Raw genomic sequence first — 12417 nt, forward strand, 5'->3', positions numbered from 1 at the left:
AGCGCGTGTTCCAAGCGGAACAGCAAAGTTTCCTTAAATCTCTCAGGCTAGGCTCATCCTTCGTTTCCTGCGTCCGGATGTGTTCATGGTTTTGCGTCTCGCATTTGGCATCGGCCTTGTCCTTGCCCTCTCCGCCAGCACTGCACTTGCGGCCGATAACCCGGCTCCGTTGCAGATCGTCGTCTCCAAGGATCAGCAATCGCTGGTCGTCTATGACGGCGACACGGTGATCGCCACCTCCAACGTCTCGACGGGCAAGGCCGGCCATTCGACGCCGACCGGCATCTTCTCCATTCTGGAAAAGCGGCGCTTCCACAAGTCGAACATCTATTCGAACGCACCGATGCCCTTCATGCAGCGGTTGACCTGGTCGGGCATTGCCCTGCATGCGTCGAACCACGTTCCGGCCTATCCCGCATCCCACGGCTGCGTGCGGATGCCGGAGGATTTCGCCAGGCACCTGTTCAAGATGACCGGCCGCGGCGCGCATGTGCTGATCTCCGACCGCCAGTTGACCCCTGCCGCCATCGCCGATCCCTTTCTTTTTCAGCCGACAGCGTCAGAACCCGCACTGCTCTCGGACGTACCCCTGCGACCCAGCGTCTCGCAGGTCCATTCAAAAGCCGTCGAGGTCGCGACGGTCGAGCCGAGCCCGCTCAAGGCGGCGCCCCTCGCGAATGGCGATGAGCCACCGATCCGCATGCTGATCACCCGTCGCGGCGAGCGCGAGATCACGCTCGATGTCCAGGCACTGCTCAACGGACGCGGCTATGCTGTCGGTATCCCGGACGGCTATGCCGGCCCTCTGACCGTCGAAGCCATCAAAGCCTTCCAGACAGCGGAAAACCTTGCCGTCGACGGCAAGATGACGCCCACTTTCGTCGAAGCGCTCTATGCCAAGGCCGGCAAGGGCAAGCCGCCGAACGGCCAGCTTCTCGTGCGCCGCGATTTCACGCCACTGTTTGCGACGCCGGTGGTGATCGCGCAGCCCGAAATCGCGCTCGGCACGCATTTCCTGCAGTTCCAGAACATCGATGCTTCGACCGGCAAGGGCGAGTGGTTCGCCATGACGCTCGACAACGCCGTGCCCGGCCCGATGAAGAAACGACTGGGCATCACCGTGGAAGAGGATGCGATGGCGTTCAACGCCATCCAGCGCACCATGAGCCGCATCGCCATCCCGGAGGATGCACGCCGGCGGATCAACGACTTGCTGACCGAAGGATCGTCGCTGACCATCTCCGACATGGGCATCGGGCAGGAAACCGGCGACGGCACCGACTTCGTGACGATCACGCGCGCCCCGAAATCCTGAGCCGAACTGCGGCTTGCCGCTACACCAGTTCGACGTCGATCACGCCGGGGGCCGTTCTCAGCGCCGCGGCGATCTCGGCCGAGATGCGGTATTTCTCGCTGAGCTCCACCTCGATCTCGCGCTGGCCGTTGTCCTTGATGACGATGAAGGAAACGAGCCCGTCACCCCTGGTGTTCAGATGCGTGGCGACCGAACGCAAGGGGCCGGAATCGCGGACATAGACGCGTAGCGCCTTCTGCAGCTGCAGCGAACGCTCCTCGAGCGATTGCAGCGTCTGGATGCGCAAACCGATGCCTTCGGGCCGCTCCTCGGCTTGCACGGTCATCACCAGCGATTTGCCGGGTTCAAGCAGGTCTCGATACTGGTTGAGCGCCTCCGAAAACAGCACCGCCTCGAACTGGCCGGTCGAATCGGAAAAGGCGATGATGCCCATCTTGTTGCCGGTGCGGGTCTTGCGTTCCTGCTTCGAGGTCACCGTGCCGGCAAGCCGGCCGGCGGTTGCGCCCTTTTTCACCGAGGCGGCAAAATCGGCGAAGGTCTGAACGCGGATCTTGGCGAGCAGGTCGTTGTAGGTGTCGAGCGGATGGGCGGAGAGGTAGAAGCCGAGTACCTGGAATTCGCGGTGCAGCTTCTCCGATGCCAGCCATGGCGCATAGGCCGGCAGGCTGATCTTTTCCGGCCCGGTGGCCGCCCCTGCCCCGAACATGTCGCTCTGGCCGCTGACCTTGTTGGCCTGCGCGATCTGCGCAAAGCCGAGAACGCGGTCGAGCCCGCCCACGAGCTCAGCGCGGTCATAGCCGAAACAATCGAAGGCGCCGGCGCAGATCAGGCTTTCGAAGACGCGGCGGTTGAGCAGCTTCGGATCGATCCGGAGGCAGAAATCCTCAAGGCTGGCAAAGGGCTCGTCGCCACGCACTTCGACGATATGGTCGACCGCCGCCTCGCCGACGCCCTTGATGGCGGCCAGCGAGTAGTAGATGCGGTTGTCGCCGGTCTCGAAGCGCCTGAACGAGGTCTGCACCGACGGCGGGATGACTTCGATGCCGAGCCGGGCCGCGTCCTGGCGGAAATCGTTGATCTTGTCGGTGTTCGACATATCGAGCGTCATCGAGGCTGCGAGGAACTCGACCGGATAATGCGCCTTCAGATAGGCGGTCTGGTAGGAAACGATGGCGTAGGCGGCCGCGTGCGACTTGTTGAAGCCGTAATTGGCGAACTTGGCGAGCAGATCGAAGATCATGTCGGACTGCGCCTTGGAGACGCCATTGGCGACGGCGCCGTCGACGAAACGGGCACGTTGCTTGTCCATCTCCTCCTTGATCTTCTTACCCATGGCGCGGCGCAGAAGGTCTGCTTCGCCGAGCGAATAGCCGGACAGGACCTGGGCGATCTGCATCACCTGTTCCTGATAGACAATAACGCCCTGCGTTTCCTTAAGCAGATAGTCGATCTTCGGGTGGATCGATTCGATCTCCTCTTCGCCATGCTTGCGGGCGTTGTAGACCGGGATATTCTCCATCGGACCGGGACGATACAGCGCCACCAGCGCAATGATGTCCTCGATGCAGTCCGGCCGCATGCCGATCAGCGCCTTGCGCATGCCGGCACTTTCCACCTGGAACACGCCGACCGTGTCGCCCTTCGACAGCATCTCGTAGGTAATCTGGTCGTCGAGCGGCAGCGCTTCGAGCTTGACGTCGATGCCGCGCTTGGCGATGAAATCGACGGCGACCTTGAGCACCGTCAGCGTCTTCAGGCCAAGGAAGTCGAACTTCACCAGCCCCGCCTGCTCGACCCACTTCATGTTGAACTGGGTGACCGGCATGTCCGAACGCGGATCGCGATACATCGGCACGAGCTGCGACAACGGCCGATCGCCGATGACGATGCCGGCGGCGTGGGTCGAGGCGTGGCGGTAAAGGCCCTCGATCTTCTGGGCGATGTCCAGAAGGCGACCGATCACCGGCTCCTTGTCGACCTCTTCCTGGAAGCGCGGCTCCTCCTCGATCGCCTTCGACAGGGGCGTCGGATTGGCCGGATTGTTCGGCACCAGCTTGCAGATCTTGTCGACCTGGCCATAGGGCATTTCGAGCACGCGGCCGACGTCGCGCAGGGCAGCGCGCGCCTGCAGCGATCCGAAGGTGATGATCTGCGCCACCTGCTCGCGGCCGTACTTGCGCTGGACGTAGCGGATCACCTCTTCACGGCGGTCCTGGCAGAAGTCGATGTCGAAGTCGGGCATCGAGACGCGGTCCGGATTGAGGAAGCGCTCGAACAGCAGCGAGAACCGCAGCGGATCGACGTCGGTGATGGTCAACGCATAGGCGACCAGCGACCCCGCGCCCGAGCCGCGGCCCGGGCCGACCGGGATGTCCTGAAGCTTTGCCCATTTGATGAAGTCGGCAACGATCAGGAAGTAGCCCGGAAACTTCATCTTCTCGATGACGCTGAGCTCGAAATCGAGCCGCTCGCGATAGTCCGTCTCGGTGTAGCCGGGCGACATGCCCAGCTTCTGCAGCCGGTCTTCCAGGCCCTCGACTGCCTGACGGCGCAGTTCGAGCGCCTCGGCGCGCTCGGCTTCCGCCGGATCGTCGGAGGCGCCGGTGAAGCGCGGCAGGATCGGCCCGCGCGTCTTGAGCACAAACGAGCAGCGCCTGGCGATTTCGATGGTGTTTTCCAGCGCTTCCGGCAGGTCGGCAAACAGCGCCGCCATGTCCTTGCGGCTTTTCAGATAGTGATCCGGCGTCAGGCGGAAGCGGCTGTCGTCCGACACCATCGCATTGTGCGCCACCGCCATCAGCGCGTCATGCGCTTCGAATTCGGCCGGCGACGGAAAGAACGGCTCATTGGTCGCGACCAGCGGCAGTTCGAGCTTGTAGGCGAGATCGATGACCCGGCCCTCGTGGCGGCGATCATATTTGCCGTGCCGCTGCAGTTCGACGTAAAGCCGGTTGCCGAACACCGCCGCCAGTGATTTCAGGCGCGTTTCGGCAAGCGCCGCATGTCCCGACTTCAAGGCCATGTCGACCGGCCCGCCCGACGCGCCGGTCAGCGCAATCAGACCTTCCGTTCCGCCCTCCTGCAGCCAGGACAGTGCAATGCGGACCGACTGGTTGCCCTCGCCACCGAGATAGGCGCGGCTGACGATATCGACGAGACGGACGTAACCGGCATCCGTCGCCGCAATCAGCACGATCGCCGGTAGTTTTGCCAGATGCTGCGCATGCCCGCGCTTGTCGCCCTCCGCCTCGTCCTCCATGTCGATCGACAGTTGGCAGCCGATCAGCGGCTGCAGGCCGTCGTCCATGCATTTCAGCGAAAACTCAAGCGCTGCAAACAGATTGTTGGTATCGGCAATGCCGATCGCCGGCTGCCCGTCCGCCACGGCCTTGCCGATGATCTTCTTGATCGGCAGCGCGCCTTCGAGCAGCGAAAAGGCCGAATGAACGCGAAGATGAACAAACTGCGGAGATTCACCATCCTGCTGCTTGTCGTTTTTCACATCCGCCATCGCACACCCCGATTCCCGTAAGGGCCGCAGGATATCCCGTTTCCTTCCGCCGATGTCCACATTTCATCCGCCGCACGCCGGCTTTTTCATGCGGCCTGCGGCTTGTCCACAGCCCGGCGCGGCGCGCCACGCTGCCGCATCGGCAAAGCTGCAACGAAGCCTGGCGTGTCACATGCCCATGACGATGATCGAAAAGCTGGCAACGAACATGGCGACTGAGGTGAAAGCAGCGAGGTCCCGAAGAAAGTCAGTCATTGCACGGCTCCTTTTTCCGTTATGTTCTCACTATGTTCTATTTATGTTCACTCGTCAACCGACAACAGCGGATCTCCCTTTCGGCGCTGATGAGATGGTAAACAGTTTCAATCTGGCCCTCCTCCCAGAGCGAGTGACCTCTGGACGCCTTCAGGCAAGCCGATTAGTCTCGCGCCGATAACAATCGAGGGGTGAAGAAATGAGGCTGCCACTGGCCGTCATGACGGCGTTTATCGGCCTTTGCGCGACTGCGGCGCAGGCTGCCGAAGCAATCGATCCGGACCGCATCGTGTCGGCCGCCACCGGCGACTGGGACAAGGACGGCAGCTCGGACCTGGCGATGCTGGTTTCAGCGCCTGAGGGCAGCGACCAGGATCACGCAGTCTATATCTATCTCGATGACGGTGACACCGCGCGGCTGAAGCTGAAAACCGTGGCGCCGAACAAGGTCTGGGGAGACGTGATCATGGCCGGCCGAGCCCCCTCGATCGCCGCCTTGCCGAACGGCTCGATCCTGATCACGTCGCACAACGATTCCATCGGCCGCGACCGCTGGGAACAGAAGCTGACCGTCGCCTACCGCAATTTCGATTTCGTCGTCGCCGGATACACCTATTCGTCCTACGACACGCTCGATCTCGACAACACCACTGACTGCGATTTCAACGTGCTCACCGGCAAGGGCAAGAGCAACGGCAAGCCGGTCGCCACCAAGGGCGAAATCGTGCTGCTGAAAGATTGGTCGGACGATCGCGGCCAGTCGGTCTGTGGCAACGAATAGCTGCCTTGTCGCGCCCTAAAGCTCCACGACCTTGCCGTCTTCGATGGTGACCCGGCGGTCCATGCGCGCGGCGAGGTCGTAGTTGTGCGTCGCGATCATGGCGGCGAGGCCGGACTGACGCACCAACGCTTCCAGGGCATCGAAGACATAGCCGGCGGTTTCGGGATCAAGATTGCCCGTCGGTTCGTCGGCGAGCAGCACGAGCGGCGCATTGGCCACGGCTCGGGCGATCGCCACGCGCTGCTGTTCACCACCGGAGAGTTCCGAGGGACGGTGCTCGGCGCGATGGCCGATGCGCATGTAGTCGAGCAAGGCCGCGGCCCGCTCGCGCGCCTCGGCCTTGTTGAGGCCGGCGATCAGCTGCGGCATCATGATGTTTTCGATGGCGGTAAATTCCGGCAGCAGGTGGTGGAACTGATAGACGAAGCCGATATCGTTGCGACGGATCGCCGTGCGCTGTTCGTCGCCGAGGGCGCCGCAGGACTGGCCATTGATGAACACCTCGCCGGCATCCGGCCGCTCGAGCAGCCCTGCCAGATGCAGGAGCGTCGACTTGCCGGTGCCGGACGGCGCAACGAGCGCGACCGTCTGCCCCCCGTGCAGGGAAAAGTCCGCGCCCTTGAGGATCGACAGAACGCCCTCGCCCTGGGTGTAATGACGCTCGACGCCGGAAAGCTGCAATGCCACGCGCGCATTCATCGTGTCTGTATTCCTTGTTTATTCGTAGCGCAGAGCCTGAACCGGGTCGAGGCGCGAGGCGCGCCAGGCCGGAAAGATCGTGGCGAGGAAGGACAGGCTGATCGCCATGGCGACGACCGAGATGGTCTCGCCGGGGTTCATGTCGGCCGGAAGCTGGCTGAGGAAGTAGAGTTCGGGGTTGAACAGCGTCGTGCCGGAAATCCACGAAAAGAACTGCCGGATTGATTCGACGTTGAGGCAGACGATGACGCCGAGAAGAACACCCGCGAGTGTGCCGACGATGCCGATCGCCGCGCCCGTCATGAAGAAGATGCGCATGATCGAACCGGAGGAGGCGCCCATGGTGCGCAGGATGGCGATGTCGCTGCCCTTGTCCTTCACCAGCATGATCAGGCCGGAGACGATGTTGAGTGCCGCCACCAGAACGATCAGCGTCAGGATCATGAACATGACGTTGCGCTCGACCTGAAGGGCCGAAAAGAACGTCTTGTTGCGGTCGCGCCAGTCGCTGATCAGCACCTGCCGGCCGGCGGCATCCTCGATCGGCTGGCGCAGCTCGTCGACCAGATCCGGATTGGTAACGAAGAGTTCTATCGACTGGGCGATGCCTTCGGCGTTGAAGTAAAGCTGTGCTTCCTCAAGCGGCATGAAGATGATCGACGCGTCATATTCCGACATGCCGATCTCGAAGATCGCCGAGACGGTATAGGATTTGACGCGCGGGTTGACGCCCATCGGCGTGACGTCGCCCTCGGGCGCAACCAGCGTGATGGTGCCGCCGGCGGTGATGCCGAGCTGTTCGGCCATGCGTGAGCCGATGGCAACGCCGGTTCCGGCCGCGTAGCCGACAAGATCGCCGGACTTGATGTGGTCGGAGATGGATTTCATCTTGCCGAGATCGTCGGCCCGCAAGCCGCGAACCAGAGCGCCCGTGCCGGCCCCGCCCGGACCGGAGGCGAGCGTCTGGCCCTCGATCATCGGGATCGCCATGGTGACGCCCTTGACCCCGGCAAATTTCGTCGCCAGGTCCGCATAGTTGTCGAGCGGCCCGTCGAGCGGCTGCACGATCATGTGGCCGTTGATGCCGAGAATGCGCGAGATGAGTTCGGTGCGAAAGCCGTTCATCACCGCCATGACGATGATCAGCGTCGCCACGCCGAGCATGATGCCGATGAAGGAAAAGCCGGCGATCACCGAAATGAACGCTTCCTTGCGCCGCGACCGCAGATAGCGCCAGGCCACCATGCGCTCGAACGTGGAAAACGGACGGCTCGATGGCGGCTGGACCGCCACGGCCTTCTCCTGCTCTAGCGTGGTGGCGCTCATCCCGGCTCCCTTATTTCGAAGCAGTCAGCTTGTTGATGGCAGCCTCGACGGTCAGCGTCTCGCGGGCGCCGGTCTTGCGGTCCTTGAGTTCCACCTCGCCGCTTGCGACGGAACGCGGACCGGCGATGATCTGGACCGGCACGCCGATCAGGTCGGCGGTCGCAAATTTCGTGCCGGCGCGGTCGTCCTTGTCGTCATAGAGCGGATCAAGGCCGGCCTTGCCGAGCGCGCCATAGATGGTCTCGCAGGCCGTATCGCAGGCTGCATCGCCGGATTTCATGTTGATCACGACTGCATCGAAGGGCGCGATCGAAGCCGGCCAGATGATGCCGTTCTCGTCATGCGAGGCCTCGATGATCGCCGGAACGAGGCGCGTTGGGCCGATACCGTAGGAGCCCATGTGCACCGTGTGTTCCTTGCCGTCGGGTCCTTGCACCTTGGCGCCCATGGCTTCGGAGTATTTCGTGCCGAAATAGAAGATATGGCCGACCTCGATGCCACGCGCGGACACCTTCGCGGCGTCGTCAATGGCGTTGAAAGCAGCCTCGTCATGCATTTCGGAAGTCGCGGCATAGCGCGAGGTCCACTGGTCGAAGATCGCCTTCATGGCGGCCGCATCCCAGAAATCGGTATCTTCGGCCGGAATGTCGAAGTTCAGGAATTCCTTGTGGCAGAACACTTCCGATTCACCGGTATCGGCAAGGATGATGAATTCGTGGCTGAGATCGCCGCCAATGGGGCCGGTATCGGCTCGCATGGGAATGGCGCGAAGACCCAGGCGCGAAAACGTGCGCAGATAGGCCGCGAACATCCGGTTATAGGAATCGACGGCGCCTTCCCGGTTCAGGTCGAAAGAATAGGCGTCCTTCATCAGGAACTCGCGCGAGCGCATCGTGCCGAAGCGCGGACGGATCTCGTCGCGGAATTTCAGCTGGATATGATAGAGGTTGAGCGGCAGATCCTTGTAGGACTTGACGTAAGAGCGGAACACGTCGGTGATCATCTCTTCATTGGTCGGGCCATAGAGCATCGGCCGGTCCTGGCGGTCCTTGATGCGCAGCATTTCCTTGCCATAGGCGTCGTAGCGGCCGCTTTCCTGCCAGAGTTCCGCCGATTGCAGCGTCGGCATCAAAAGCTCGACGGCGCCTGCCCGGTTCTGTTCCTCGCGGATGATGGCATTGACCTTGTCGAGCACGCGCTTGCCGAGCGGCAGCCAGGTGTAGATCCCCGCCGACTGCTGCCGAACCATCCCGGCGCGCAGCATCAGGCGATGCGACACGATCTCCGCTTCCTTCGGGTTTTCCTTCAGAATGGGCATGAAAAAGCGGGACAGGCGCATGACGGGTTCCGGAACTTGATGCACTTCGCACTATCGTCGGATTCGGGCGAAATAACGTTGAGCGTGCAGCCCCTGCGCGCTCAACGAGCGCACCATCAGGCACTGCTGTTTGACTGTTTGTCGCGGCGCTCCGACCAGCCGATTCAGGAAGAAGGATTCACCGCGTTCAAGCGTTCATAGACGCTTCGCGACAGGAAGAAAACCCGTCATCTTCGCGAGCGCCACAGCTTGGAATGACCATACTTCGGATGCAGGAACCGTAGCCGGAAGGTGCGGCAAAAAGGCACGGTAATAACAGTAATCAGACGGAAGTTGTCAACGGAAAAATTTTGCTCGACTGTAGCAAAAATGCAAAAAAATCAGATGACAACGCATAATGTTTGAGCTAGTTTCGGCTCACAAAAGAGGCAGGGAGATTAAATTCTTGTCGATTTCGCGGTCAAGTCTTGGGAGGATAAGATCTTAGGCGCGGTCATACGCAGCCACCGGTAACGGATAAGGATCACGCGATACTTTAAGAACAAGGCTTTCAGCCTTGTTTTTTTTTGCTTTTCATAAATTCGAATCGCGAGAAAAAGGTGTTGACGCCTTAATCGTGTCAACTCTGTGGCACGTGCCTCAGCGGCATCCGCGCGACCGTCCGTAAGCTGTCGCTATCGCAATAGCGGAAGTCGCAACGACACCACGACCGATCTGTTGTCAATAAAACTTTGGGGCGAACTGGGGAATTGCGTCCAAACCGTAGCCCAGCCGCACCGACAGGATATACCACGCAAGGTGGATAATGGCGGCAAGCACCGACGTCAGCAGGAAAACACGCAACGCCCGGAAGCGCGCCGGCGCGCTCTCGACGCTGCCGGGCACCACCTCGTTCTCCTCGGCCTGGGTGCGCAGGCCGATCGGCAGGACGATGAACAGCGTCAGCCACCAAATGATGAAGTAGATCGCAAAGATGGAAAAGATCGGCATCGTGGTCTCTCACTGCGAAGGACGCTGAACGAGCTCCCTTTGGCATTGTCTGTCGAGCAGTTTATACCGCTTTGCGGCCTGTGGGACAAACGCCCGGCTCGCGCCCTTCTGTCACACCTGCTCCAGTTCGATCAGCGTGCCGAAGAAGTCCTTGGGATGGAGGAAGAGCACCGGCTTTCCATGCGCCCCGATCTTCGGCTGGCCGTCGCCGAGAACCCGGCCGCCCGCGGCAACAAGGCTATCTCGGGCTGCGATGATGTCCTCGACCTCATAGCAGATATGGTGCATGCCCCCCGCCGGGTTCTTGGCCAGAAACGCCGCAATCGGCGAGTCTGATCCCAGCGGCTCCAGCAACTCCACCTTGGTGTTTTCGAGCGTGACGAAAACGACGCTGACGCCATGCTCGGGCAGCGCATCCGGCGCGGTCACCGCGGCGCCGAGCACCGACCGGTATTTTGCGGCCGCCTCGGCGAGGTTTGGAACGACCAGAGCAATGTGGTTGACACGTCCGAGCATGGTTTGCCTCTCGTGGCCGTCAGAGCTTGTTGATGAACACGGTGACGACCGGCTTCTTGCCCCAAACCTCATTGGCGGTGCCGCGAACCGCCCGTCGAACCGCTTCCTGTACCATGGCAAGATCCTTGCGCTTGCCGCGCGGTATGCTTTCGACGGCGCCAAGCACCGCATCATAGAGCGTGTCGCTCATATCCTCGCCCTCATCGTCGAATTCGGGAAGGCCGATGGCAACGACCTCCGGATCGGCGTTGAAATCATACCGCTCGTCGAGCACGACATTGACCGACACATGACCGGCAAAGGACAGCTTGCGGCGTTCGCCGATACCCATCTCCTCGAAATCGCCGATCAGGCCGCCATCCTTGTAGATACGCCCGTGCGGCGCCGTTCCGATCACCGTTGCCGGCCCCGGTGCCAGCCGCAGTATGTCGCCATTGCGCACCCGCGGAACCGTCTTGATGCCGGATTGCAGGCCGAGTTCCGCCTGTGCGGTCAGATGCGCCGCCTCGCCGTGGACCGGCACGAGGATCTGCGGCCGCGTCCATTCATACATTTGCTGCAACTCGTGCCGCCGGGGGTGGCCGGAAACATGCACGAGGGCCTCGGAGTCGGTGACGATATGGATGCCCTGCTCGACGAGGCCGTTCTTGATATCGTTTATCGCCTTCTCGTTGCCGGGAATGGCGCGGGAAGAAAACACCACGGTATCGCCGGCCGTGAACGCGACGTTGCGCATCTCGTCCCGAGAAATCTTTGCCAGCGCCGCCCGGGACTCACCCTGGCTGCCGGTCAGGATCACCACGACCTTGTCGCGCGGGATATAGCCGAATTCGTCTTCGGCGATGAACGGGTTCAGACCTTCCATAAGGCCGACATCGCGCGCCACGTCGCAGACACGCTTCATCGAACTGCCAAGCAGAAGGACTTCGCGACCGGCGGCGGCGGATGCCTTGGCGATCGAGCGGATGCGGCCGACATTGGACGAGAAAGTGGTGATCGCGACGCGGCCGGTGGCGTTCTCGATGATCTTGGTGAGGCTCGCCGAAACCTCTTCTTCCTGGGGCGATACGCCATCGCGCATCGCATTGGTGCTGTCGCACATCAGCGCCAGCACGCCCTCATCGCCGATCGCGCGGAACCGTGCCTCATCCGTCAGCGGACCAAGGGAAGGCGCATGATCGATCTTCCAGTCGCCGGTATGGACGATATTGCCGAGCGGCGTGCGGATCACCAGCGACATCGGCTCGGGGATCGAATGGTTGACGCCGACCGCCTCAATCTCGAACGGACCGACATTGATCCGGTCGCCCTGCTTGAAGATGGTGATGGGCACGTCGGCGCGCGTGCGCTCGTAGTTGCGTTTGGCATCAAGCATGCCATCGGTAAACGGTGATGCGTAGACGGGCACGTTGAGGCCAGGCCAGAGATCGGCGAGCGCGCCGTAGTGATCTTCATGGGCATGGGTGATGATGATGCCCTTGAGGTTTTTCCGCTCTTCCGCGAGAAAGCGGATATCCGGCAGCACCAGATCGACGCCGGGCAGCTCCGGCCCCGGAAAGGTGACGCCGCAATCGACCATGATCCACTGGCGGTTGGACGGCGCACCATAGCCATAAAGAGCCAGGTTCATGCCGATTTCCCCAACCCCGCCCAGCGGGAGGAAGACGAGTTCGTCTTGTTTGCTCATTGAATGATTGCGCCTTGTT

At 61.7% G+C, this 12417-nt stretch carries 9 protein-coding genes; 2 read left to right on the plus strand and 7 right to left on the minus strand.

Features of this window, described 5'->3' with window-relative positions:
- Positions 1-91 precede the first annotated feature (91 nt).
- A complete protein-coding gene (locus tag A3AY_RS0112200; RefSeq protein WP_026203371.1) occupies positions 92-1315 on the plus strand; it encodes a L,D-transpeptidase family protein in 1224 nt (407 codons plus the stop codon).
- A 19-nt stretch (positions 1316-1334) separates the two neighbouring features.
- Here the strand turns inward: A3AY_RS0112200 and dnaE are convergent, their stop codons facing one another.
- The gene (gene dnaE / locus A3AY_RS0112205) at positions 1335-4826 is read right to left on the minus strand and encodes a DNA polymerase III subunit alpha (protein WP_018325950.1); all 3492 of its coding nucleotides are present in this window, start codon (positions 4824-4826) and stop codon (positions 1335-1337) included.
- 454 nt (positions 4827-5280) lie between these two features.
- On the opposite strand from dnaE, the gene A3AY_RS0112215 reads away from it, so the two are divergent.
- Positions 5281-5862: a hypothetical protein gene (locus A3AY_RS0112215; RefSeq protein WP_018325952.1), complete on the plus strand. Its 582-nt coding sequence runs from the start codon at positions 5281-5283 to the stop codon at positions 5860-5862.
- 15 nt (positions 5863-5877) lie between these two features.
- Here A3AY_RS0112215 and A3AY_RS0112220 read toward each other — a convergent pair whose 3' ends face one another.
- The 6 genes from A3AY_RS0112220 to A3AY_RS0112245 all read right to left on the minus strand — a co-directional run bounded on the left by A3AY_RS0112220 (position 5878) and on the right by A3AY_RS0112245 (position 12398).
- Entirely contained in the window at positions 5878-6561 is a 684-nt protein-coding gene (locus A3AY_RS0112220; RefSeq protein WP_018325953.1) for an ABC transporter ATP-binding protein, read from the minus strand.
- 18 nt (positions 6562-6579) lie between these two features.
- On the minus strand, positions 6580-7887 hold the full coding sequence (locus A3AY_RS0112225; protein ID WP_018325954.1) for a lipoprotein-releasing ABC transporter permease subunit: 1308 nt from the start codon (positions 7885-7887) through the stop codon (positions 6580-6582).
- A gap of 10 nt (positions 7888-7897) precedes the next feature.
- Positions 7898-9226, minus strand: coding sequence for a proline--tRNA ligase (gene proS / locus A3AY_RS0112230; protein ID WP_018325955.1), 1329 nt, complete (start codon positions 9224-9226; stop codon positions 7898-7900).
- Between the two features lie 699 nt (positions 9227-9925).
- Positions 9926-10195, minus strand: coding sequence for a DUF1467 family protein (locus A3AY_RS0112235; protein WP_018325956.1), 270 nt, complete (start codon positions 10193-10195; stop codon positions 9926-9928).
- Between the two features lie 111 nt (positions 10196-10306).
- Complete coding sequence (gene mce, locus A3AY_RS0112240; protein WP_018325957.1) at positions 10307-10711, minus strand: methylmalonyl-CoA epimerase; 405 nt, start codon at positions 10709-10711, stop codon at positions 10307-10309.
- Positions 10712-10730: 19 nt separating this feature from the next.
- A complete protein-coding gene (locus tag A3AY_RS0112245) occupies positions 10731-12398 on the minus strand; it encodes a ribonuclease J (RefSeq protein WP_018325958.1) in 1668 nt (555 codons plus the stop codon).
- Positions 12399-12417: the final 19 nt, after the last annotated feature.

The organism is Rhizobium giardinii bv. giardinii H152 (assembly GCF_000379605.1).
Taxonomy (GTDB): Bacteria; Pseudomonadota; Alphaproteobacteria; order Rhizobiales; family Rhizobiaceae; genus Pararhizobium; species Pararhizobium giardinii.

Excerpts from the sequence above, each read along its gene's own strand:
- dnaE (WP_018325950.1), bottom strand. The coding sequence starts at position 4,826 with ATGGCGGATGTGAAAAACGACAAGCAGCAGGATGGTGAATCTCCGCAG.
- A3AY_RS0112215 (WP_018325952.1), top strand. The coding sequence starts at position 5,281 with ATGAGGCTGCCACTGGCCGTCATGACGGCGTTTATCGGCCTTTGCGCG.
- A3AY_RS0112220 (WP_018325953.1), bottom strand. The coding sequence starts at position 6,561 with ATGAATGCGCGCGTGGCATTGCAGCTTTCCGGCGTCGAGCGTCATTAC.
- A3AY_RS0112225 (WP_018325954.1), bottom strand. The coding sequence starts at position 7,887 with ATGAGCGCCACCACGCTAGAGCAGGAGAAGGCCGTGGCGGTCCAGCCG.
- proS (WP_018325955.1), bottom strand. The coding sequence starts at position 9,226 with ATGCGCCTGTCCCGCTTTTTCATGCCCATTCTGAAGGAAAACCCGAAG.
- A3AY_RS0112235 (WP_018325956.1), bottom strand. The coding sequence starts at position 10,195 with ATGCCGATCTTTTCCATCTTTGCGATCTACTTCATCATTTGGTGGCTG.
- mce (WP_018325957.1), bottom strand. The coding sequence starts at position 10,711 with ATGCTCGGACGTGTCAACCACATTGCTCTGGTCGTTCCAAACCTCGCC.
- A3AY_RS0112245 (WP_018325958.1), bottom strand. The coding sequence starts at position 12,398 with ATGAGCAAACAAGACGAACTCGTCTTCCTCCCGCTGGGCGGGGTTGGG.